We start from the raw sequence: 21,962 nt of genomic DNA, 5'->3' as shown, positions 1-21,962 counted from the left end.
TGCTGCCTCGCAGCTCTAGGGGATCGATGACTGACTATGGCCGGGGCCCGGGATCAGTGCCGTGGCACCCTGAGGACCCCCTCTACGGGGACCAGGCCTGGGAGGCGCAGCAGGCCCCCAACGGCCATGGGGGGTACGGAGACTGGCAGCACCCGGAGCAGCAGACGGGGTGGGCGGCCCACCCCGGTGGCTATCCGGACCAGCAGCACCCCGGCGGAGCCGCGCCGTACGGTTGGGACGGCGCCCAGCCCAGCGGGCCCGGATACCACCCGGGCCCGGGTGGCGGTCCCGCGGAGCAGTACACCGGGCAGCAGCCCGGTGACCCGTACGGGACCCACCAGGTCGGCTACGGCGAGCAGTTGTACGGCGCCACTTCGACCGGCCAGTACCCCGCGGTCCACTCTCCGGCCCAGCCGGTCTTCCCCCAGGACCCCTACGGCCCCGGCCCCTCCTACCCCGAACCGGACGGCGGCCACCGGGAGCAGCGGTACGGCGCACCGGGGAATCAGCCCCTCCAGGGCTTCCCGCACCAGGCCGAGCCGTACGGCGTCGGGCAGCCGAGCCACCCGACGCCGGACGGCGGGCCGGCGGGCCCCGACGCGCCGCCGGAGTGGGCTGACGAGCCGGAGGAGGACCACCCCTTCTTCAACGACGCCCCGGTCGACGCCCGGGAGACCGCAGGGTACGAGCCCGACGATCCCGAGGAGGAGGACGGCCCGCCGCCGGGTCGCCGGTCGGCACGGCGGGGCAAGCAGAAGCGGAAACCGAAGCGGCGGAGCGGGGTGGCCTGCCTGGTCGTCGCCGTGGTGCTCAGCGGAGCGGTCGGCGGTGCCGGCTACCTCGGCTACCAGTTCTGGCAGGAGCACTTCGGAGCGGCTCCGGACTTCTCGGGGCAGGGCTCGGGTGAGGCGCGGGTGGAGATCCCGGAGGGTGCCGGGACCGGCGAGATGGGGCGGATCCTGAAGGAAGCGGGCGTGGTCAAGAGCGTCGAGGCCTTCGTGGAGGCGGCGGGCGACAACCCCAAGGGCGGACTGATCCAGCCCGGCACCTACACGCTGAAGAAGAAGATGTCGGGCGCCGCGGCGGTGAAGATGATGGTCGACCCCGCCAGCCGCAACGTGCTGACCATCCCGGAGGGCTGGCGTGCGAGCCAGATCTACGCGGCCATCGACAAGAAGCTCTCGGTGAAGTCCGGCACCACCGCCAAGGTCGCGGCGGAGGAGGACCTCGGCGTGCCCTCGTGGATGGACGGCGAGCAGGTGGAGGATCCGAACGAAGGCTTCCTCTTCCCCGCGCAGTACAGCGTGAGCGGGGACAGCACACCGGAGGAGGTGCTCCGGCAGATGGTGGCCCGGGCGAAGAAGGAGTACGGGGACGACCTCGAGGCCCAGGCGGAGGAACTGGACCTCGACTCGCCCCGCCAGCTCATCACCGTCGCCAGCCTGGTGCAGGCCGAAGGCAAGTACAAGCACGACTTCGAGAAGGTCGCCCGAGTCGTCTACAACCGGCTGGAGAAGGGCAATCCGGAGACCAACGGAAGGCTCGACTTCGACTCCACCTACAACTACGCCAAGAAGCAGAGCACCCTGGACCTGCCCTCCCCCTCGACCATGCGGCAGTTCGACCACCCGTACAACACCTACAGCGAGTTCGGCCTGCCGCCGGGCCCGATCGGGAACCCCGGGGCCGAGGCACTGGAGGCGGCGCTCCACCCGGCGAAGGGGAACTGGTACTTCTTCGTCTCGATCTCCGCGGACAACACCGTCTTCTCCGAGACCTACGCTGAGCACCAGCGGAACGTGGAGAAGTACAACGAGCAGGCTGGCCGATGAGCGGGGCACTCCGCGCGGCGGTCCTCGGATCGCCGATCACGCACTCGCTCTCCCCGGTGCTGCACCGGGCCGCGTACCGGGCGCTGGGGCTGACCGGCTGGCGGTACGACCGCTTCGAGGTGGACGAAACCGGCCTCCCCGGATTCCTCGACGGCCTCGACGCCTCCTGGGCCGGACTCTCGCTGACCATGCCGCTGAAGCGGGCGGTCATCCCGCTGCTCGACGGGGTCAGCGACACCGCGGCGTCCGTGGAGGCGGTCAACACCGTCGTCCTCACCCCGGGCGGCCGCCGGCTCGGTGACAACACCGACATCCCCGGGATGGTCGCCGCGCTACGGGAACGCGGTGTGGAACGGGTCGCCGGTGCCACCGTGCTCGGCGCCGGGGCCACGGCCTCCTCGGCGCTCGCCGCGCTGGCCCACGTCTGCACCGGCGAGGTGACCTGCTACGTGCGCAGCGCCGCCCGGGCCGACGAGATGCGGGGCTGGGGCGAGCGGCTGGGCGTGCCCGTCCGGACCGCCGACTGGTCCAGGGCCGACGAGGGGCTGGGGGCACCGCTGGTGATCGCCACCACACCGGTCGGCGCCACCGACTCGCTGGCCACAGCAGTTCCGGAGACCCCCGGCACCCTCTTCGACGTGCTGTACGAGCCCTGGCCGACCCGACTCGCGGCGGCCTGGTCCTCGCACGGCGGGACGGTCCTCGGCGGACTCGACCTCCTGGTGCACCAGGCGGTGCTCCAGGTGGAGGAGATGACCGGACGGTCTCCGGGCCCGCTGGCCGCGATGCGAGCCGCCGGCGAGCAGGCGCTGGCGGACCGCTCGGCGGACTGAGCCCCGGCCACACCCGTCCGGCCTGTGGACGGGCGTCCGGAAGGATCACCGGGACATGGCAGGATCGAGGTCGGCGGGCCGGGCCGCGCACCGGTTCGCGCCGCAGTCCTTGGTGCGAGCATGAGGGAGAACCGTTGAGCAGGTTGCGCTGGCTGACCGCCGGAGAGTCGCACGGACCGGCACTGGTCGCGACGCTGGAAGGGCTCCCGGCGGGGGTGCCGATCACCACCGAGATGGTGGCGGACGCCCTCGCCAGACGGCGACTGGGGTACGGCCGCGGGGCCCGGATGAAGTTCGAACGTGACGAGGTCACCTTCCTCGGGGGGGTGCGCCACGGCCTGACCCTGGGGTCGCCGGTGGCCGTCATGGTCGGCAACACCGAGTGGCCCAAGTGGGAGAAGGTGATGGCAGCCGACCCGGTCGACCCCGCGGAACTCGACGGTCTGGCACGCAACGCCCCACTGACCCGGCCCCGGCCGGGCCACGCGGACCTCGCCGGGATGCAGAAGTACGGCTTTGATGAGGCGCGCCCGATCCTGGAGCGGGCCAGCGCCCGGGAGACCGCCGCCCGGGTCGCGCTCGGGGTGGTAGCCCGCTCCTATCTCAAGGAGACGGCCGGCATCGAGATCGTCTCGCACGTCGTCGAGTTGGCCGGCGCCAAGGCTCCCAAGGGGCTGGTCCCCCGACCCGAGGACGTCGAACGGCTGGACGCCGATCCGGTGCGCTGCCTGGACCCCGACGCCAGCAAGGCGATGGTCGCCGAGATCGACCAGGCGCACCGCGACGGAGACACCCTCGGTGGCGTCGTCGAGGTAGTGGCCCACGGCGTTCCGGTGGGCCTCGGCGCGCACGTCCACTGGGACCGCCGACTCGACGCCCGGCTCGCAGCGGCGCTCATGGGCATCCAGGCGATCAAGGGGGTGGAGATCGGCGACGGCTTCGAGCTGGCCCGGGTCCCCGGCTCCCAGGCCCACGACGAGATCGTCTTCGCCGACCCCGGGTCCGCGGGGGAGGGCGGGGCCGTGCCCGGCGCCGTCCGGCGCACCTCCGGCCGCTCCGGCGGTACGGAGGGCGGTCTGTCCACCGGTGAACTGCTGCGGGTGCGCGCAGCGATGAAGCCCATCGCCACCGTCCCGCGGGCGCTGGCCACCATCGACGTCGCCAGTGGGGAGCCCGCCAAGGCCCACCACCAGCGCTCGGACGTGTGTGCGGTGCCCGCCGCCGGCATCGTCGCCGAGGCGATGGTCGGACTCGTACTCGCGGACGCGGTCGCCGAGAAGTTCGGTGGTGACTCGCTCGTCGAGACCCGCCGCAACGTCCGCTCCTTCCTCGACGGGCTGGCCATCCGATGACGCCGGTGGCCGTCCTCGTGGGTCCGCCCGGTGCGGGAAAGACGACCGTCGGCTCGCTCCTCGCCGAACGGCTCGGCACCGACTACCGGGACACCGACCGGGACGTCGAGGAACGTGCCGGCAAGCCCATCCCGGAGATCTTCTTCAGCGAAGGCGAACCGCACTTCCGGGAACTGGAGCGGGAGGCGGTGCGGGCCGCGGTCGCCGAACACCCCGGAGTGCTCTCGCTCGGGGGCGGCGCGATCATGGACCGGCGCACCCGGGAACTCCTCCTCGGACTGCCCGTCGTCTTCCTGGACGTGGCCCTGGCCGACGCGGTCAAGCGGGTCGGACTCGACGCCCCGCGCCCGCTGCTCGCCGTCAACCCGCGCCAGCAGTGGCGCACCCTGATGGAGGAGCGGCGGCCGCTCTACACCCAGGTGGCCCGCGCGGTGGTCAGCACCGGTGACCACACCCCGCAGGAGGTCGTCGACGCGGTCCTCGACGCCCTGGAACTGAGACTGCCCGCAACGGGCACGGAGAACCCGACATGACCGACACCCCGCTCCGTATCGAAGTCGGCGGCACCGCGGACAGCGACCCGTACCCGGTGCTCGTCGGCCGCCGCCTGCTCGCCGAACTGCCGGATCTGGTCGGGTCCGCCCGGCGGGTCGCGGTGCTCCACCCGGAGGCCCTGACCGCCACCGGGGAGGCGATCCGTGAGGAGCTCGCCGCCCGGGGCTACCGGACCATCGCCGTCCAACTGCCCGACGCCGAGGACGCGAAGACCGCAGAGGTGGCGGCCTACTGCTGGAAGGCGCTCGGCCAGACCGGTTTCACCCGGACCGACGTCATCGTCGGCGTCGGCGGGGGGGCGACCACCGACCTCGCCGGATTCGTCGCGGCGACCTGGCTGCGCGGTGTGCGCTGGATCGCGGTGCCCACCACCGTCCTCGGCATGGTCGACGCCGCCGTCGGGGGGAAGACCGGCATCAACACCGCGGAGGGTAAGAACCTCGTCGGTGCCTTCCATCCCCCCGCCGGGGTCCTCTGCGACCTCGCCAGCCTGGAGACGCTGCCCACCCACGACTACGTCAGCGGGCTCGCGGAGATCATCAAGGCGGGCTTCATCGCCGACCCGGTCATCCTGGACCTGATCGAGCGGGACCCGGCCGCGGCCCGCACCCCGCAGGGGCCGGCCACCGCCGAACTGGTCGAGCGCTCCATCCGGGTGAAGGCCGAGGTGGTCTCCGCGGACCTCAGGGAGGCGGGGCTCCGCGAGATCCTGAACTACGGGCACACGCTCGCCCACGCCATCGAGAAGAACGAGAACTACCGCTGGCGGCACGGCGCGGCCGTCTCGGTCGGGATGGTCTTCGCCGCCGAGTTGGGACGGATCACCGGTCGGCTGGACGACGCGACCGCGGACCGCCACCGCGGCGTCCTCGAATCCGTCGGCCTGCCCACCACCTACCGCGGTGACCAGTGGCCCAAGCTGCTGGAGACCATGAAGGTGGACAAGAAGTCCCGCGGCGACCTGCTGCGGTTCATCGTGCTGAAGGGGCTGGCGCAGCCGGTCGTCCTGGAGGGGCCCGATCCCGCCGTGCTGCTCGCCGCACACGCGGAGATCGCCGCATGAGCCGCCGAGTGCTCGTCCTGAACGGGCCGAACCTGGGCCGGCTGGGCTCCCGGGAACCCGATGTCTACGGGGCCACCTCCTACGCCGGCCTGGTGCGGGCCTGCACCGCGCTCGGCGCCGAGCTGGGCCTGGCCGTGGAGGTGCGGGAGACCAACGACGAGGGCGAGCTGATCCGCTGGCTGCACGAGGCCGCGGACGGCGCGATCCCGGTGGTGCTCAACCCCGGAGCCTTCACCCACTACTCCTACGGGATGCGGGACGCGGCCGCCCAGCGCACCGCCCCGCTGATCGAGGTGCACATCTCCAACCCCCACGCCCGTGAGGAGTTCCGGCACAACTCCGTGGTGGCGGCGGTGGCCTCGGGCACGGTGGCGGGCTTCGGCATCGACTCCTACCGTCTCGCCCTCCGCGCCCTGGCGGAGGACATCGGCGGCTGACGGGCACTTTGGCCGGCGGCCGACCGTTTACACTGCGGCGACCGGGGGACGTAACGTTCGGTCGTCACCGACCGAGCCGTTCGACACCACCGGTCAGTGCCCGCACGAGACGGAGAAACAGCGGATGCAGCATGCGATGGGGGCTCCGCTGCCGCCACCCCATGGTTCGCACCAGCGGCCCGGCGCCCAACCGCCCCATTCGGGCGGGCAGTTCCAACGGAACCAGCCGGGACCGCCCGCCCCGCCGCCGGCCCGCGGCTGGGGCGGCCCCGCCCCGCAGCGTCCCCCCGCCGCCCCACCGTCCACCGAGCCCACCGGGCACTTCCGGCTGCCGAAGGGCGCGCCGGTACCGCTGCGCGGCCAGTCGGCACCGAGCCCGGCCGGCACCGCCGTGGCGGTGCTGCTGATCGGACCGGCGGGGGCGGGCAAGACGACGGTCGCCCGGCACTGGGCCGACACCCGCGGTGCGCCGACCGCGCACATCAGCCTGGACGACGTACGCGAATGGGTGCGCTCGGGCTTCGCGGACCCGCAGTCCGGCTGGAACGACCACTCGGAGGCGCAGTACCGGCTCGCCCGCCGCACCTGCGGCTTCGCCGCCCGCAACTTCCTCGCCAACGGCATCTCCTGCATCATCGACGACGCGGTCTTCCCGGACCGCCCGGTGATCGGACTGGGCGGATGGAAGCGCCACGTCGGCCCGGGGCTGATGCCTGTGGTGCTGCTGCCCGGGCTGGAGATCGTCCTGGAGCGGAACGCCCAGCGCAGCGGCAACCGGCGGCTCAGCGACGAGGAGGTCGCCCGGATCCACGGCCGGATGGCGGGCTGGTACGGCTCCGGGCTCCCGATCATCGACAACTCCCAGCGCGACGTCGTCGAGACCGCCCGGCTGCTGGACGAGGCCGTCTGCCGCAGTCTCAGCAGTCCGCCGGCCTGGTAGGTCCGCCGCCCCCGTCTGGACGCGCTCGACCGGCCGAGAGCGGGGAGCGTTCGTAGGCTCGGGACATGTCAGAGGTGCATGCGGCCCGTCGCTCACGGCTCCGCGCAGCCGGCGGGGCCGGGGCCCGTGGCGCCGCCGCGGTGCTGGTGACCCGGCCGGCGAACGTGCGCTACCTGGCCGGCGGGGTCCCCGGAGGGGCGGCGCTGCTGCTGGGGCCCACCGAGGAGCACGCCGAGCGTGAGGACATCCTGGTCTGCCCCTCGGCGCCGACCGGGGACCCGACGGAGGGCCGGGTGGACGAGACCCTGCGCGTCATCGTGCTGTCCGCCTCCGGGGCCGACTCCGCGGTGGCCGGTGCGGACCTGGCCGCCGCCTCCCGGGCCGACAGCCTGGTGGTCGAGGAACACGACCTCTCGGTCGCCCGGTACCGGGCGCTGCGTTCGGTGGCCGCCCGTCTGCACCTGGCGGACCTCGGCCGGACCGTGGAACGTCACCGACTGGTCAAGGACGAGGAGGAGATCGCCTGCCTCCGGGTGGCCTCGGAGATCGCCGACCAGGCCTTGGGCGAACTCCTGGAGTCCATCCTCGTCGGCCGGACCGAGCGGCATCTCGCCCTGGAACTGGAGCGTCGCCTGATCGACCACGGTGCGGACGGCGCGGCCTTCCCGATCTCCGTCGGCACCGGCCCGAACTCCGGCCTCCGGGGACATCCGCCCACCGACCGCAGGGTCGAGGAGGGCGACTTCCTCAGCGTCCGCCTGGGCGCCGGCTACCGGGGCTACCGAAGCGAACTGGGACGGACCTTCGTGATCGGCACCTCGCCGGACACCTGGCAGATCGACCTCTACGAGCTGGTCTTCTCCGCCCAGCGCGCCGGGCGTGAGGCGCTGCTGCCCGGAGCCGAGTACCGCGTCGTCGATCGGGCCGCCCGGCAGCGGCTGGACACGGCGGGGTACGGAGGCCAACTCCCGCCCTCCTCGGGCCACGGCGTGGGGCTGGAAAACGACGAGGACCCTCGGCTCTCCCCGACGGCCATGGGTAAACTGGACGCTTGCGTGCCGGTCACCGTCGGGCCGGGGGTACACCTCCCGGGCCGGGGCGGCGTCCGGATCGATGACACGCTCGTCGTCCGTCCCGAGGCGGACGGCGGACCAGAGCTACTCACCATCACGACCAAGGAGCTGCTCGCGCTCTAGCTCGCGCCTGGCACGCCGCGCACCGCGTGCACCTTTGGTTTTCCACCAGCTTCAGTGCAGGAGATACCCCAACCGTGGCATCCACGAACGACCTCAAGAACGGCATGGTGCTCAAGCTCGAAGGGGACCAGCTCTGGTCCGTCGTCGAGTTCCAGCACGTCAAGCCCGGTAAGGGCCCCGCTTTCGTCCGCACGAAGCTGAAAAACGTGCTCTCCGGCAAGACGGTCGACAAGACCTTCAACGCCGGGGTGAAGGTGGAGACGGCCAACGTCGACAAGCGTGGGATGCAGTTCTCCTACAAGGACGGCAACGACTTCGTCTTCATGGACACCGAGACCTACGACCAGATCTACCTCCAGCCGGAGACCGTGGGCGACGCCGCCCGCTTCCTGCTCGAGGGGTTCGAGGCGGTGGTCGCGATGTACGAGGGCAATCCGCTCTATGTCGAGCTGCCCGCCTCCGTCGAGCTGGTCATCGAGTACACCGAGCCCGGGGTGCAGGGTGACCGCTCCACCGGCGGCTCCAAGCCCGCGCGGCTGGAGACCGGCTACGAGATCGGTGTCCCGCTCTTCATCACCACCGGTGAGAAGATCCGGGTCGACACCCGTTCCGGTGAGTACCTCGGCCGGGTGAACAGCTAACCGTGGCTGCCCGTAGCAACGCCCGAAAGCGCGCCTTCCAGATCCTGTTCGAGTCCGACCAGCGCGGCGCACCCGTGCGGACGGTACTCGCGGACTGGCTGCGGCTCGCTCGGACCGACAACCGTCAGCCGCCGGTCAGCGAGTTCACGATGCGGTTGGTCGAGGGCTATGCCGAACGAGCGGACCGGATCGACGAACTGATCTCCACCTACGCGGTCGATTGGACCTTGGACCGGATGCCCGTGGTGGACCGGAACATCCTGCGGCTCGGCGCCTACGAGCTGCTGTGGGAGGACGACACCCCCGACGGGGTCGTGCTGGACGAGGCCGTGCAACTGGCCAGGGAGTTCTCCACGGATGACTCGCCGGCCTTCGTCAACGGCCTCCTCGGGCGGCTCAAGGAACTGAAGCCGACGCTTCGGCGGGGGTAACGCCGAAGATCCGGCCGGCCCGGGTGGTCAGGTCGGCCGCAGTGAGCACACGGCTCTCCGGGCCCGGAGCGGAAGAACGACGATCCGCTCCGGGCCCGTTCACTGTTTTTGGTGCCCGCCTGATGCGGCACTGAGGGTGGTCCCGTGATCGACCGGGAACGCGGGACCACCCTCAGGCGGAGGAGGATCTCACGGGACGCAAGACGACCGCCGGGGCGGAGCCCGTGGTGGGCTCCGCCCCGGCGGTCGGATGGCCGAGTCGGCCGAAGAACTCGCTGCCGGAGGCCGCTCAGCCCTCTTCGTTGGCGACCGCGCGGCGAGCGTCCGCGTCCAGTACACCCCAGTTGATGAGCTGTTCGGTCAGCACGGACGGAGACTGGTCGTAGATCACGGCGAGTGTGCGTAGATCGTCCTGACGGATCGAGAGCACCTTGCCGTTGTAGTCACCCCGCTGGCTCTGGATCGTGGCGGCGTACCGCTGGAGCGGGCCGGCCTTCTCCTGCGGCACCAGGGCCAGCCGTTCCAGGTCGAGCACCAGTTTCGGCGGCGGCTCGGCCGCGCCGCCGGGAGTGGTGCCCGGAAGCAGTTCCTGCACCGGGACGCCGTAGAAGTCCGCCAGCTCGGCGAGGCGCTGAACGGTGACCGCACGGTCACCGCGCTCGTAGGAGCCCACCACGACGGCCTTCCAGCGCCCCTGGGACTTCTCCTCGACACCGTGAAGGGAAAGGCCCTGCTGGGTGCGGATGGCTCGAAGTTTTGCTCCGAGCTGTTTGGCGTATTCGCTGGACATATAGCTCCCCGGGACGAAGACTTTTGTCACTCACTGTGAGATTACGCAGCGTAATCTGACTCCGTCAAGCCGGAATGGTCCATCTCGTCACCGCGAACCGGACGGTCGGCAACCCCGGGAATCGCGCGGTGAGCACCCTGGCAGGGACCCGTTCCAGCCGCCGGGGGCGGAGCGGGCGCGGGCCGTAGCGGAATCACCCCCTCCCCAGAAGGGGGCCGAGGTGACCGTCCTGATACCGTGAAACGAGCACCCCCCAGACGTCCTTTAATAACCGTCCCGTGAGGCGGAGAAGGAGGTCCGTTCCCCATGGACACAGCTCTTCCCGGAAAATCCGGACCGCCCCGGCCCGTGCTCGAGGCCTCGGACATCGCCCGGGTACTGACCCGCATCGCCCACGAGATCGTCGAACGCGCCAAGGGCGCCGACGACGTGGTCCTGCTAGGCATCCCCACCCGCGGCGTTTTCCTCGCCCGGCGGCTGGGCGCCAAGCTCGAGGAGATCACCGGCCGGCCAGTGCCCGTCGGCTCCCTCGACATCACCATGCACCGCGACGACCTGCGGCTCCGCCCGGCCCGCACCCTCGCGCCCACCGAGATCCCACCCGAGGGGGTCGACGGCCGGTTGGTCGTCCTCGTCGACGACGTGCTCTTCTCCGGTCGGACCATCCGCGCCGCGCTCGACGCCCTGGGCGACATCGGCCGCCCCCGGGCCGTCCAGCTGGCCGTCCTCGTCGACCGGGGCCACCGCGAGCTGCCCATCCGCGCCGACTACGTCGGGAAGAACCTTCCCACCTCCCTGCGGGAGACGGTGAAGGTGCTGGTCACCGAGGAGGACGGCCGCGACAGCGTGCTCCTCGGCGCGGGCGACGCCAGCCACCCCGGCGAGCGCTAGCGGAGCCGGCGAAGCCGCCGCCCCGCCCGGCACCGGTGACCCGGGAGCCGAGTGTGCTCCGGCGAACCCCGCGCCCACCCGGCCGCGGATCCGGAACCGGCCCGCGGCCGGGTGTCGGCCCGACCTGCCCCCGCGCGCCCGTCACGACCCCGAGCCCGCCGGACCCGCACCCACGGCCCCGGGACCACCCAGACCCCCACCCACGGAGAAACCGGATGAAGCGCCACCTCATCTCGGCCGCCGACCTCACGCGTGACGAGGCCGTCCTGATCCTCGACACCGCCGAGGAACTGGCCCGAGTCGCCGACCGGCCGATCAAGAAGCTGCCGACGCTGCGCGGTCGGACCGTCGTCAACCTCTTCTACGAGGACTCGACCCGGACCCGCATCTCCTTCGAGGCCGCCGCGAAGCGGCTCTCGGCCGACGTCATCAACTTCTCGGCGAAGGGGTCCTCGGTCTCCAAGGGCGAGTCGCTGAAGGACACCGCCCTCACCCTGGAGGCGATGGGCGCCGACGCGGTCGTCATCCGGCACCCCGACTCCGGCGCCCCGCACCGGCTGGCCACCTCCGGATGGATCGGCGGGTCCGTGGTCAACGCCGGCGACGGCACCCACGAACACCCCACCCAGGCGCTGCTCGACGCCTTCACCATCCGACGCCACCTGGCCGGCGCGCCCGACGGCGGCCCGACGCACCACGCCGGGCCGGGCGACGGGACCGGCCGCGACCTGACCGGGCGCCGGATCACCATCGTCGGTGACATCCTGCACAGCCGGGTGGCCCGATCGAACGTGCACCTGCTGACCACGCTCGGCGCCGAGGTCGTGCTGGTGGCACCCCCCACCCTGATCCCGATCGGCGCCGGCCGGTGGCCGTGCGAGATCAGCTACGACCTCGACGCGGTGCTCGCCGGGTCCGACGCCGTGATGATGCTGAGAGTCCAGCGGGAGCGGATGAACGCCGCCTACTTCCCGACCGAGCGGGAGTACGCCCGCCGGTACGGCCTCGACGCCGAGCGGATGGCCCGGATGCCTGGGCACGCGATCGTCATGCACCCCGGGCCGATGAACCGCGGCATGGAGATCACCGCCGAGGTCGCGGACTCCCCCCGCTGCACCGCCGTCGAGCAGGTCGCCAACGGCGTCAGCATCCGGATGGCCGTGCTCTACCTGCTGCTGGGCGGCGCCGGACCGGCCGTCGCGCCGGCGGCCGCCACCCCACGCACCGAGGAGAACAACCAGTCATGAGCCAGCCGAAGACGTCCACGGAGTCCCAGGGGCCGAAGCGGACACTGATCCGCGGCGCGAAGATCCTCGGCGGTCAGCCGCAGGACGTACTCCTCGACGGCGGGATCATCGCCGCCACCGGCCCGGACGCCGAGGCGGCCGGCGCCACGGTGATCGAGTCGGAGGGGCGGATCCTGCTGCCCGGACTCGTCGACCTCCACACCCACCTGCGCGAGCCGGGGCGGGAGGACTCCGAGACGGTCCTCACCGGCACGAAGGCGGCCGCGGTCGGCGGTTACACCGCCGTCCACGCGATGGCCAACACCTTCCCCGTCGCCGACACCGCCGGAGTCGTCGAGCAGGTCTACCGGCTCGGCCGGGAGTCCGGCTACTGCGACGTGCAGCCCGTCGGGGCGGTGACCGTGGGCCTGGGCGGTGAGCAACTGGCCGAACTCGGGGCCATGCACGAGTCCGCCGCGGGCGTCCGGGTGTTCTCCGACGACGGCAAGTGCGTCCACGACGCGGTGATCATGCGCCGGGCGCTGGAGTACGTGAAGGCCTTCGACGGAGTGGTGGCGCAACACGCCCAGGAGCCCCGTCTGACCGAGAACGCGCAGATGAACGAGGGCGTCGTCTCGGCCGAGCTCGGCCTCGCCGGCTGGCCCGCGGTCGCCGAGGAGTCGATCATCGCCCGCGATGTCCTGCTGGCGGCGCACGTCGGCTCCCGGGTGCACATCTGCCACCTGTCCACCGCCGGCTCGGTGGAGATCGTGCGCTGGGCGAAGTCCAAGGGGTGGAAGGTGACCGCCGAGGTCGCCCCGCACCACCTGCTCCTCACCGACGAGCTCGTACGCTCCTACGACCCGGTCTACAAGGTCAACCCGCCGCTGCGCACCGAGGCCGACGTCATGGCCGTGCGGGAGGGGCTCGCGGACGGGACCATCGACTGCGTCGCCACCGACCACGCCCCGCACCCGCAGGAGGACAAGGACTGCGAGTGGGCGGCGGCGGCCATGGGGATGCTCGGACTCGAGACGGCGCTCTCCGTCGTCCAGCACACCATGGTCGACACCGGGCTGCTGGACTGGAGCCAGGTCGCCGACCGGATGTCGGCGCGCCCGGCGGCCATCGGCCGGCTGAGCGGGCAGGGACGGCCCATCACCGCCGGTGAGCCGGCCAACCTCGTCCTGGTCGATCCGGACTACCGTGGAACGGTGAACCCCGCAGGCTTCGCCTCCCGCAGTCGCAACACGCCCTACGCGGGGCGAGAGCTCCCGGGCCGGGTGACGCACACCTTCCTGCGGGGACGGGCGACGGTCGCGGACGGGAAGCTGGTGTGAGAGAACTCCTCGGACCGATGGCATATTTGGCGGCCGGGCGGGAGTCGGCGGAAGTGACCGACTGGGCCGCCCGGACCGGCTGGGTCCTCGCGCTGCTGTCGCTCGTGGTCGTCGTCTCCCTGCTCATGGCCTCGGGCTGGCGCCGGCGCGCCGGCCGCCAAGCCGACCTCCCCGAACCCCCGCGGCAGTCCCCGAGTGGCGCGGCGGGCGAGCCACGGCTGACCATGGCCGGCCGCTACCATGGCTCCACCATCGCCGGGCAGTGGCTCGACCGGATCGTCGCCCACGGCCTCGGCACCCGCAGCCGGGCCGAACTCACCCTCACCGACGAGGGACTCGAGGTCGTCCGACCCGGCGCCCGGGACTTCTTCGTGCCCACCGCCGCACTCCGCGGTGCCCGGCTCGACCGGGGCATCGCGGGGAAGGTCCTCACCCAGGGCGGACTGCTGGTGGTCACCTGGGAACTCGGCGGCCGGGCGATCGACTCCGGCTTCCGTTCCGACCGAGTGGCGGACCACCCCGCCTGGGTCGAAGCCCTCTCCCACCTCTCCCGCGGCCCCGCCGACGTGGCCGCCGCCCAGCACGACCAGGAAGGCGCATCGTCATGACGACCGCCGCCCGGGGGGCCCAGGCCCCCGCCGTACTCGTCCTCGAGGACGGCCGCAGCTTCCGCGGCCGCGCCTACGGAGCCGTCGGGGAGACCTTCGGGGAAGCGGTCTTCTCCACCGGGATGACCGGCTACCAGGAGACGCTGACCGACCCCTCCTGCCACCGCCAGGTGGTGGTGATGACCAACCCGCACATCGGCAACACCGGCATGAACGACGAGGACGCCGAGTCGAGCCGCATCCGGGCCGCCGGCTGCGTGGTCCGGGACCCCGCCCGCACCCCGTCCAACTGGCGCTCCGCCCGCAGCCTCGACGAGGACCTCCGCGCCCAAGGGGTCGTCGGCATCAGCGGGATCGACACCCGGGCCCTCACCCGCCACCTGCGGGAGAACGGGACGATGCGGGCCGGGATCTTCTCCGGAGCCGCGGTCGCCGAGGAGGCGGCGCTGCTCGACCGGGTGAGGTCGGCTCCGCCGATGTCCGGCGCCGACCTGACCGCGGAGGTCACCACCCGCAGCGGGTACGTGGTCCCGGCCGTGGGGACCAAGCGGTTCACCGTCGTCGTGATCGACCTCGGCGTCAGGGGCAGCACCCCGCACCGGCTGGCCCGACTGGGCGCCGAGGTACACGTCCTGCCCGCCTCCGCCACCCCGGAGGAGGTCGCCGCCCCCGAGCCCGACGGGGTGTTCCTCTCCGAGGGCCCGGGCGACCCGGGCACCGCCGACCACCCGACGGCCCTGGTCCGCCAGGTGCTCGAGCGCGGCACACCGCTGTTCGCCGTCGGCTTCGGCCACCAGCTGCTGGGGCGCGCCCTCGGCTTCCCCACCCGCAAGCTGAAGCACGGGCACCGCGGCGGCAACCAGCCGGTGCAGGCGCGCAACGAGAGCGGGACCTGGACCGGGGGGAAGGTCGAGATCACCTCGCACAACCACGGCTTCGCGGTGGACGCCCCGCTCGACGGAGTCACCGAGACCCCCTACGGCCGCGTGGAGGTGTCCCACATCTGCCTCAACGACAGCGTCGTCGAGGGGCTCCGGCTGCTCGACCGGCCCGCCTTCAGCGTCCAGTACCACCCCGAAGCGGGGAACGGGCCGGACGAACCCGGCCAGCTGTTCGACCGCTTCACCAGCCTGATGGAGGCCGAGCGTGCCTAAGCGCAGCGATATCCAGTCCGTCCTGGTCATCGGCTCGGGTCCGATCGTCATCGGCCAGGCGGCCGAGTTCGACTACTCCGGTACCCAGGCCTGCCGGGTGCTCAAGGACGAGGGCCTGAGGGTCATCCTGGTCAACTCCAACCCGGCCACGATCATGACCGACCCGGAGATCGCCGACGCCACCTACGTCGAGCCGATCACCCCGGAGTACGTCCAGAAGATCATCGAGAAGGAGCGTCCCGACGCCCTGCTGGCCACCCTGGGGGGCCAGACCGCGCTCAACACCGCCATCGCGCTCCACGAGTCCGGCACCCTGGAAGCCCACGGCGTCGAACTGATCGGTGCCAACGTGGAGGCGATCCACAAGGGCGAGGACCGGGACCTCTTCAAGGAGGTCGTCGAGGCCGTCCGGGGCGGGACCGGCCACGGCGAGTCCGCCCGCTCGGTGATCTGCCACTCCATGGAGGGCGTGCTCGCCGCGGTCGACGAGCTCGGGGGCTACCCCGTGGTCGTCCGGCCCTCGTTCACCATGGGCGGTGCCGGCTCCGGCTTCGCCAACGACGAGGACGAACTGCGCCGGATCGCGGGCCAGGGTCTGGCGCTCTCGCCGACCACCGAGGTGCTGCTGGAGGAGTCGGTCCTCGGCTGGAAGGAGTACGAGCTGGAGCTGGTGCGCGACCGGAACGACAACGTCGTGGTCGTCTGCTCCATCGAGAACTTCGACCCGATGGGCGTGCACACCGGTGACTCGATCACCGTCGCACCGGCGATGACGCTCACCGGCCGGGAGTTCCGGATCCTGCGGGAGCTGGGGATCGCCATCATCCGCGAGGTCGGGGTGGACACCGGCGGCTGCAACATCCAGTTCGCCGTCAACCCGGAGGACGGTCGGGTCATCGTCATCGAGATGAACCCGCGGGTCTCCCGTTCCTCGGCCCTCGCCTCCAAGGCCACCGGGTTCCCGATCGCCAAGATCGCCGCCCGGCTCGCCATCGGCTACACCCTGGACGAGATCCCCAACGACATCACCGAGCAGACACCGGCCTCCTTCGAGCCGGCTCTCGACTACGTCGTGGTCAAGGCCCCGCGCTTCGCCTTCGAGAAGTTCCCGGCGGCTGACAGCACCCTCACCACCACCATGAAGTCGGTGGGTGAGGCGATGGCGATCGGGCGGAACTTCACCGAGGCGCTCCAAAAGGCGCTGCGCTCACTGGAGAAGAAGGGCTCCTCCTTCGACTTCACCGCCGAGGCGGACCCGGCCGGGGAGAAGACGGCGCTGCTGGAGGCCTGCCGGCGGCCGACCGACGGCCGGATCAACACGGTCATGCGGGCCGTCCGGGCGGGCGCCACCGCGCAGGAGCTCTTCGAGGCCACCGGGATCGATCCGTGGTTCATCGACCAGCTCTTCCTCATCAAGGAAGTGGCGGACGAGATCGCCGCCGCCGAGCGGCTCGACCGGCGGCTGCTGGCCGAGGCCAAGCGGCACGGCTTCTCCGACGCGCAGATCGCCGGCATCCGCTCGCTCCGGGAGGACGTCGTACGGGAGGTCCGGCACGCCCTGGGCGTCCGGCCGGTCTACAAGACCGTGGACACCTGTGCGGGGGAGTTCGCCGCGACCACCCCGTACTTCTACTCCTCCTACGACGAGGAGAGCGAGGTGGCCCCGCGGGAGAAGCCCGCGGTGATCATCCTCGGCTCCGGTCCCAACCGCATCGGCCAGGGCATCGAGTTCGACTACTCCTGTGTGCACGCCTCCTTCGCGCTGCGCGAGGCCGGATACGAGACCGTCATGGTCAACTGCAACCCGGAGACCGTCTCCACCGACTACGACACCTCGGACCGGCTGTACTTCGAACCGCTGACCCTGGAGGACGTCCTGGAGGTCGTCCACGCCGAGCAGCAGGCCGGGCCGGTCGCCGGCGTCGTCGTCCAGTTGGGCGGCCAGACCCCGCTCGGACTGGCGCAGGCCCTGAAGGACAACGGCATCCCGATCGTCGGCACCTCGCCGGAGGCGATCGACCTCGCCGAGGAGCGCGGGGCCTTCGGCCGGGTGCTCACCGAGGCCGGGCTCCCCGCCCCGAAGTACGGCACCGCCTTCTCCTTCGACGAGGCCAAGGGCATCGCGGCCGAGATCGGTTACCCGGTCATGGTCCGGCCCTCGTACGTGCTGGGCGGGCGCGGTATGGAGATCGTCTACGACGAGCCCTCGCTCGCCGGCTACCTGGAGCGGCACGCCGGGCTCATCTCCGAGTACCCGGTCCTCGTCGACCGCTTCCTCGACGACACGATAGAGATCGACGTCGACGCGCTCTACGACGGCACCGAGCTGTACCTCGGCGGAGTGATGGAGCACATCGAGGAGGCCGGCATCCACTCCGGCGACTCCGCCTGCGCACTGCCGCCGATCACCCTCGGCGGCTTCGACGTCAAGCGGCTGCGCGCCTCCACCGAGGCGATCGCCCGCGGTGTCGGGGTCCGCGGCCTGATCAACATCCAGTTCGCGCTGTCCGGTGACATCCTCTACGTCCTGGAGGCCAATCCCCGGGCCTCCCGCACCGTGCCGTTCACCTCCAAGGCGACGGCGGTGCCGCTGGCCAAGGCGGCCGCCCGGATCTCGCTCGGCGCGACCATCGCCGAACTGCGGGCCGAGGGCATGCTCCCGCGCAGCGGCGACGGTGGCACCCTGCCGCTGGACTCGCCGATCTCGGTGAAGGAGGCGGTGATGCCCTGGAGCCGGTTCCGCGACGCCTCCGGCCGCGGTGTGGACACCATCCTCGGCCCCGAGATGCGGTCCACCGGGGAGGTCATGGGGATCGACGCGGTCTTCGGCACGGCCTACGCCAAGTCGCAGACCGGTGCTTACGGGGCGCTGCCCACCAGCGGGCGAGCCTTCGTGTCCGTCGCCAACCGGGACAAGCGCTCGATGATCTTCCCGGCCCGGGAGCTGGTCGCCATGGGGTTCGAACTGCTCGCCACCTCGGGCACCGCCGAGGTGCTGGGGCGCAACGGCATCAGCGCCACGGTGGTCCGCAAGCACAGTCAGGGCGAGGGGCCGAGCGGCGAGAAGACCATCGTCCAGCTCATCCACGACGGAGAGGTGGACCTGATCGTCAACACGCCCTACGGCACCGGGGGCCGACTGGACGGCTACGACATCCGCACGGCCGCCGTGGCGCGCGGGGTACCGCTGCTGACCACCGTCCAGGCGCTCGCCGCCGCGGTCCAGGGCATCGAGGCGATGGGGCGCGGCGAGGTGGGGGTGCGGTCGCTTCAGGAGCACGCGGAGCGGCTCACCGACGCCCGCCGGGAGTGACCCCGGCACGAACGGGAGCGGCCGGAAAGGGGGCCGGGCAGGTGGGCCCGGCCCCCGGCCCGGCGGATCCCTGACCTCCTGCCGGCCGCTCCCGGAGCCGGCCCCGGGCCGTCGGCCCGAGTCCCCCTTGAGAGAGACCTGATATGTACCGAACCCTCTTCGTGCTGCTCTTCCAGCGGATGGATCCCGAGCGGGCCCACCAGATGGCCTTCGGCTGGATCCGGCTGACCGCCCGCCTGCCGGGGCTGCGCACGCTGGTCGCCGGCCTCCTCGCTCCCCGCCACCCGGAGCTGCGCGTCACCGCGCTGGGCCGGCGGATGCCGGGGCCCTTCGGCCTGGCGGCCGGCTTCGACAAGAACGCCACCGGCATCGACGGCCTGGCGATGCTCGGCTTCGACCATGTCGAGATCGGCACCGTCACCGGCCGACCCCAGCCCGGGAACCCGCGCCGCCGGCTCTTCCGGCTGGTACCGGACCGCGCGCTGATCAACCGGATGGGCTTCAACAACGACGGCTCGGCGGCCGTGGCGGCCCGGCTCGCCGCCCGCCGGGCGGTGATTCCGACGACGGTCGGCGTCAACATCGGCAAGACCAAGGCGGTACCGGAGGAGGAGGCCGTCGAGGACTACGTGACCTCCACCGAGCGCCTCGCCGGACACGCCGACTACCTGGTGGTCAACGTCTCCTCACCGAACACCCCCGGTCTGCGGAACCTCCAGACCGTCGAGCGGCTGCGCCCGCTGCTGAGCGCGGTCCGCCAGGCCGCGGACCGGACGGTCACCGAGCGCCGGGTCCCGCTGCTGGTGAAGATCGCTCCGGACCTCGCCGACGAGGACGTGGACGCGGTGGCCGATCTCGCCGTCGAACTGGGCCTCGACGGCATCATCGCCACCAACACCACGGTGGCCCGGGACGGGCTCGGACTGGCCACCGAGCCGGCCGTCCTGGCCGACATCGGGGCGGGAGGCCTGTCCGGAGCCCCCCTGGCGCCGCGTTCGCTGGAGGTCCTGCGCCGGCTGCACGCCCGGGTGGGCGGCCGGACCACCCTGGTCAGCGTCGGCGGCGTGCAGACCGCCGAGGACGTGTGGGAGCGGATCCTCGCCGGAGCCACTCTCGTGCAGGGGTACAGCGCCTTCGTCTACCGGGGGCCGTTCTGGTGCCGGTCCGTTCACCGGGGACTCGTCCGACTGCTCCGCGACAGCCCGTACTCCACGCTGGGCGAGGCCGTCGGCGCCGCGACCCGTGGCCGGCGCGCCTGACCCCGTCCACCCCCATCCATGGAGGAGAACGCCGTGACCGAGACCGCCCCGCCCTTCGGCGCACGCCTGCGCAGGGCGATGGACGACCGAGGACCGCTCTGCGTCGGGATCGACCCGCACCCCGCACTGCTGGCGGAGTGGGGGCTCGGTGACGACGTGGCGGGTCTGGAGCGCTTCAGCCACACCGTCGTGGAGGCGCTGGCCGACCGGGTCGCCGTCCTCAAGCCGCAGTCGGCGTTCTTCGAGCGGTTCGGCTCCCGCGGCGTGGCCGTCCTGGAACGCGTCGTGGCCGATGCCCGCGCGGCCGGCGCGTTGGTGTTGACGGACGCCAAGCGGGGGGACATCGGCTCCACCATGGCCGCGTACGCCGAGACCTACCTCGCCGAGCGGAGCCCGCTCTTCTCCGATGCCGTCACCCTCAGCCCCTATCTCGGTTTCGAGGCCCTCCGGCCGGCGTTGGACGCGGCTCGGGCCAGTGGGTCGGGTGTCTTCGTGCTGGCGCTGACCTCCAACCCGGAGGGACCCGAGGTGCAGCGGGCGACCGGGGCCGGGGGCGCGAGCCTCGCCCAGGTGATGCTGGACCACATCGCGCGGGAGAACGCGGGCGCCGCACCTCTGGGCTCGGTGGGCGCGGTGGTGGGGGCGACGTTGAAGGACCCCGGGGTGTCGCTGGTGGTGGGCGGGCCGCTGCTCGCCCCCGGGATCGGGGCCCAGGGGGCCACCCCGGCCGATCTTCCGCGGGTGTTCGGCGAGTCCGTCAACAACGTGCTGCCGAGCGTCAGCCGGGGGGTGCTGCGAAACGGCCCGTCGCCCAGCGGGCTGCGGACGGCCGTCTCACGACTGGTCGACGAGGTGCGGGAGGCGGTCGCCGGTCAGCGAGCGGGCGCCGACCCGAACCGGCCGACCGAGGACCGAGCCGGGTGAATCCTTGCAGCTTCCTGACGACTTTTGCCGCAAATGTCCGGGCTGGCCGACTCTGACCAGGACTTTTCGTCTGTTCTCGCTGACTGGAGCGCCTGTGCCCGCTAGTCTCCGTCGGGAGCCAACGCGAAAGCGCGTTGCTCGTTGCCCCGTAGCTGCGGGGCGACTAGGTTCCTCACGTTCCGTATCCGATAGTCAACAACCGAGGTGACGTAGGCGTGGCTCTTCCGCCCCTTACCCCTGAACAGCGCGCAGCCGCGCTCGAAAAGGCCGCCGCGGCTCGCCGGGAGCGCGCCGAGGTCAAAAACCGGCTCAAGCACTCCGGTGCCTCCCTGCACGAGGTGATCAAGCAGGGCCAGGAGAACGACGTCATCGGGAAGATGAAGGTCTCCGCTCTCCTGGAGTCCCTGCCCGGCGTCGGCAAGGTCCGCGCCAAGCAGATCATGGAGCGGCTCGGCATCTCCGAGAGCCGCCGGGTCCGTGGTCTGGGATCGAACCAGATCGCTTCTCTGGAGCGCGAGTTCGGCGGCAACGCCGCCTGACGGTCCAGGCCTCCGACGGAAACCTGGATAATCGCGGTATGAGTACTCCAGTCTCCCGGGGGGCGACCCCCGCATCCCCGGACAGACAACCAAGGCTGACCGTGCTCTCCGGCCCCTCCGGGGTCGGTAAGAGCACGGTCGTCGCCCATCTGCGCAAGGCCCATCCCGAGGTCTGGCTCTCGGTCTCGGCGACCACCCGCAAGCCCCGCCCGGGCGAGCGGCACGGAGTCCAGTACTTCTTCGTGGACGACGAGGAGTTCGACAAGCTCATCGCCAACGGCGAACTGCTGGAGTGGGCCGAGTTCGCGGGGAACCGCTACGGCACTCCCCGGCAGGCGGTCCTCGACCGCCTGGAGGCGGGGGAGCCGGTGCTGCTGGAGATCGACCTCCAGGGCGCCAGGCTCGTGCGGGAGTCCATGCCCGAGGCGCAGCTGGTCTTCCTCGCTCCTCCGAGCTGGGAAGAGCTGGTCCGCCGGCTCACCGGCCGGGGCACCGAGCCGCCCGAGGTGATCGAGCGCCGGCTGGAGAGCGCGCGGGTCGAACTCGCCGCCGAGTCCGAGTTCGACACCACCCTGGTGAACACCTCGGTCGAGGACGTCGCCAGGGAACTGCTAGCCTTGCTGTGCTGAACTGTGAGT

At 71.8% G+C, this 21,962-nt stretch carries 21 protein-coding genes; 20 read left to right on the top strand and 1 reads right to left on the bottom strand.

The window, feature by feature from the left end:
* Positions 1-26 precede the first annotated feature (26 nt).
* The 10 genes from mltG to nusB all read left to right on the top strand — a co-directional run bounded on the left by mltG (position 27) and on the right by nusB (position 9,280).
* Entirely contained in the window at positions 27-1,832 is a 1,806-nt protein-coding gene (gene mltG / locus BGP73_RS10875; RefSeq protein ID WP_069814093.1) for an endolytic transglycosylase MltG, read from the top strand.
* Positions 1,829-2,665 carry a shikimate dehydrogenase gene (locus BGP73_RS10870; protein WP_069814092.1) on the top strand — a complete coding sequence of 279 codons (837 nt, stop codon included), beginning with the start codon at positions 1,829-1,831 and terminating at the stop codon, positions 2,663-2,665. Before mltG ends, BGP73_RS10870 begins: the two co-directional genes overlap by 4 nt.
* 134 nt (positions 2,666-2,799) lie before the next feature.
* Positions 2,800-4,017, top strand: a complete 1,218-nt coding sequence (aroC, locus tag BGP73_RS10865; protein ID WP_069814091.1) for a chorismate synthase — start codon at positions 2,800-2,802, stop codon at positions 4,015-4,017.
* Entirely contained in the window at positions 4,014-4,550 is a 537-nt protein-coding gene (locus tag BGP73_RS10860) for a shikimate kinase (RefSeq protein ID WP_069814090.1), read from the top strand. The genes aroC and BGP73_RS10860 overlap by 4 nt, the downstream gene beginning before the upstream one ends.
* Positions 4,547-5,635 (top strand): 3-dehydroquinate synthase, encoded by a 1,089-nt coding sequence (gene aroB, locus BGP73_RS10855; RefSeq protein ID WP_069814089.1) that lies wholly within the window; start codon positions 4,547-4,549, stop codon positions 5,633-5,635. Before BGP73_RS10860 ends, aroB begins: the two co-directional genes overlap by 4 nt.
* Positions 5,632-6,072 (top strand): type II 3-dehydroquinate dehydratase, encoded by a 441-nt coding sequence (gene aroQ / locus BGP73_RS10850; protein ID WP_069814088.1) that lies wholly within the window; start codon positions 5,632-5,634, stop codon positions 6,070-6,072. The genes aroB and aroQ overlap by 4 nt, the downstream gene beginning before the upstream one ends.
* A gap of 124 nt (positions 6,073-6,196) precedes the next feature.
* The gene (locus BGP73_RS10845; RefSeq protein ID WP_069814087.1) at positions 6,197-7,012 is read left to right on the top strand and encodes an AAA family ATPase; all 816 of its coding nucleotides are present in this window, start codon (positions 6,197-6,199) and stop codon (positions 7,010-7,012) included.
* 65 nt (positions 7,013-7,077) lie between these two features.
* On the top strand, positions 7,078-8,208 hold the full coding sequence (locus tag BGP73_RS10840; protein ID WP_069814086.1) for a M24 family metallopeptidase: 1,131 nt from the start codon (positions 7,078-7,080) through the stop codon (positions 8,206-8,208).
* 74 nt (positions 8,209-8,282) lie between these two features.
* Positions 8,283-8,849 carry an elongation factor P gene (gene efp / locus BGP73_RS10835; RefSeq protein WP_069814085.1) on the top strand — a complete coding sequence of 189 codons (567 nt, stop codon included), beginning with the start codon at positions 8,283-8,285 and terminating at the stop codon, positions 8,847-8,849.
* 2 nt (positions 8,850-8,851) lie between these two features.
* Positions 8,852-9,280, top strand: a complete 429-nt coding sequence (nusB, locus tag BGP73_RS10830; protein WP_069814084.1) for a transcription antitermination factor NusB — start codon at positions 8,852-8,854, stop codon at positions 9,278-9,280.
* Positions 9,281-9,569: 289 nt separating this feature from the next.
* Here the strand turns inward: nusB and bldD are convergent, their stop codons facing one another.
* Positions 9,570-10,070 (bottom strand): transcriptional regulator BldD, encoded by a 501-nt coding sequence (gene bldD / locus BGP73_RS10825; protein WP_069814083.1) that lies wholly within the window; start codon positions 10,068-10,070, stop codon positions 9,570-9,572.
* A 306-nt stretch (positions 10,071-10,376) separates the two neighbouring features.
* Between bldD and pyrR the strand changes: the two genes are divergently transcribed.
* The 10 genes from pyrR (at position 10,377) to gmk (ending at position 21,953) form a co-directional block, all read left to right on the top strand.
* On the top strand, positions 10,377-10,961 hold the full coding sequence (gene pyrR / locus BGP73_RS10820) for a bifunctional pyr operon transcriptional regulator/uracil phosphoribosyltransferase PyrR (protein WP_069814082.1): 585 nt from the start codon (positions 10,377-10,379) through the stop codon (positions 10,959-10,961).
* 215 nt (positions 10,962-11,176) lie between these two features.
* On the top strand, positions 11,177-12,208 hold the full coding sequence (locus tag BGP73_RS10815) for an aspartate carbamoyltransferase catalytic subunit (protein WP_069814081.1): 1,032 nt from the start codon (positions 11,177-11,179) through the stop codon (positions 12,206-12,208).
* Complete coding sequence (locus BGP73_RS10810) at positions 12,205-13,527, top strand: dihydroorotase (RefSeq protein ID WP_069814080.1); 1,323 nt, start codon at positions 12,205-12,207, stop codon at positions 13,525-13,527. Before BGP73_RS10815 ends, BGP73_RS10810 begins: the two co-directional genes overlap by 4 nt.
* 17 nt (positions 13,528-13,544) lie before the next feature.
* A complete protein-coding gene (locus tag BGP73_RS10805; RefSeq protein WP_069814317.1) occupies positions 13,545-14,135 on the top strand; it encodes a PH-like domain-containing protein in 591 nt (196 codons plus the stop codon).
* The gene (gene carA, locus BGP73_RS10800) at positions 14,132-15,289 is read left to right on the top strand and encodes a glutamine-hydrolyzing carbamoyl-phosphate synthase small subunit (protein WP_069814079.1); all 1,158 of its coding nucleotides are present in this window, start codon (positions 14,132-14,134) and stop codon (positions 15,287-15,289) included. The genes BGP73_RS10805 and carA overlap by 4 nt, the downstream gene beginning before the upstream one ends.
* Positions 15,282-18,602 (top strand): carbamoyl-phosphate synthase large subunit, encoded by a 3,321-nt coding sequence (carB, locus tag BGP73_RS10795; RefSeq protein ID WP_069814078.1) that lies wholly within the window; start codon positions 15,282-15,284, stop codon positions 18,600-18,602. The genes carA and carB overlap by 8 nt, the downstream gene beginning before the upstream one ends.
* 143 nt (positions 18,603-18,745) lie before the next feature.
* A complete protein-coding gene (locus BGP73_RS10790) occupies positions 18,746-19,861 on the top strand; it encodes a quinone-dependent dihydroorotate dehydrogenase (protein WP_069814077.1) in 1,116 nt (371 codons plus the stop codon).
* Positions 19,862-19,894: 33 nt separating this feature from the next.
* Positions 19,895-20,785, top strand: coding sequence for an orotidine-5'-phosphate decarboxylase (pyrF, locus tag BGP73_RS10785; protein ID WP_280138148.1), 891 nt, complete (start codon positions 19,895-19,897; stop codon positions 20,783-20,785).
* Positions 20,786-21,000: 215 nt separating this feature from the next.
* The gene (locus BGP73_RS10780) at positions 21,001-21,324 is read left to right on the top strand and encodes an integration host factor (protein WP_069814075.1); all 324 of its coding nucleotides are present in this window, start codon (positions 21,001-21,003) and stop codon (positions 21,322-21,324) included.
* 38 nt (positions 21,325-21,362) lie between these two features.
* Positions 21,363-21,953 (top strand): guanylate kinase, encoded by a 591-nt coding sequence (gene gmk, locus BGP73_RS10775; RefSeq protein WP_069814074.1) that lies wholly within the window; start codon positions 21,363-21,365, stop codon positions 21,951-21,953.
* The last annotated feature ends 9 nt before the right edge of the window (positions 21,954-21,962 follow it).

The organism is Streptomyces sp. TP-A0874 (assembly GCF_001748085.1).
Taxonomy (GTDB): domain Bacteria; phylum Actinomycetota; class Actinomycetes; order Streptomycetales; family Streptomycetaceae; genus Streptomyces.
The sequence above is the reverse complement of the archived record's forward strand: the minus strand, read 5'-3'. Positions and strand labels throughout refer to the sequence as shown.

What these genes read in the sequence shown, in the direction of transcription:
- BGP73_RS10860 (WP_069814090.1), top strand. Translation starts at nt 4,014, where the DNA reads ATGACGCCGGTGGCCGTCCTCGTGGGTCCGCCCGGTGCGGGAAAGACG.
- BGP73_RS10845 (WP_069814087.1), top strand. Translation starts at nt 6,197, where the DNA reads ATGCAGCATGCGATGGGGGCTCCGCTGCCGCCACCCCATGGTTCGCAC.
- mltG (WP_069814093.1), top strand. Translation starts at nt 27, where the DNA reads ATGACTGACTATGGCCGGGGCCCGGGATCAGTGCCGTGGCACCCTGAG.
- BGP73_RS10810 (WP_069814080.1), top strand. Translation starts at nt 12,205, where the DNA reads ATGAGCCAGCCGAAGACGTCCACGGAGTCCCAGGGGCCGAAGCGGACA.
- BGP73_RS10805 (WP_069814317.1), top strand. Translation starts at nt 13,545, where the DNA reads ATGGCATATTTGGCGGCCGGGCGGGAGTCGGCGGAAGTGACCGACTGG.
- BGP73_RS10840 (WP_069814086.1), top strand. Translation starts at nt 7,078, where the DNA reads ATGTCAGAGGTGCATGCGGCCCGTCGCTCACGGCTCCGCGCAGCCGGC.
- pyrR (WP_069814082.1), top strand. Translation starts at nt 10,377, where the DNA reads ATGGACACAGCTCTTCCCGGAAAATCCGGACCGCCCCGGCCCGTGCTC.
- carA (WP_069814079.1), top strand. Translation starts at nt 14,132, where the DNA reads ATGACGACCGCCGCCCGGGGGGCCCAGGCCCCCGCCGTACTCGTCCTC.
- aroB (WP_069814089.1), top strand. Translation starts at nt 4,547, where the DNA reads ATGACCGACACCCCGCTCCGTATCGAAGTCGGCGGCACCGCGGACAGC.
- BGP73_RS10815 (WP_069814081.1), top strand. Translation starts at nt 11,177, where the DNA reads ATGAAGCGCCACCTCATCTCGGCCGCCGACCTCACGCGTGACGAGGCC.
- bldD (WP_069814083.1), bottom strand. Translation starts at nt 10,070, where the DNA reads ATGTCCAGCGAATACGCCAAACAGCTCGGAGCAAAACTTCGAGCCATC.
- BGP73_RS10870 (WP_069814092.1), top strand. Translation starts at nt 1,829, where the DNA reads ATGAGCGGGGCACTCCGCGCGGCGGTCCTCGGATCGCCGATCACGCAC.
- BGP73_RS10790 (WP_069814077.1), top strand. Translation starts at nt 18,746, where the DNA reads ATGTACCGAACCCTCTTCGTGCTGCTCTTCCAGCGGATGGATCCCGAG.
- aroQ (WP_069814088.1), top strand. Translation starts at nt 5,632, where the DNA reads ATGAGCCGCCGAGTGCTCGTCCTGAACGGGCCGAACCTGGGCCGGCTG.
- gmk (WP_069814074.1), top strand. Translation starts at nt 21,363, where the DNA reads ATGAGTACTCCAGTCTCCCGGGGGGCGACCCCCGCATCCCCGGACAGA.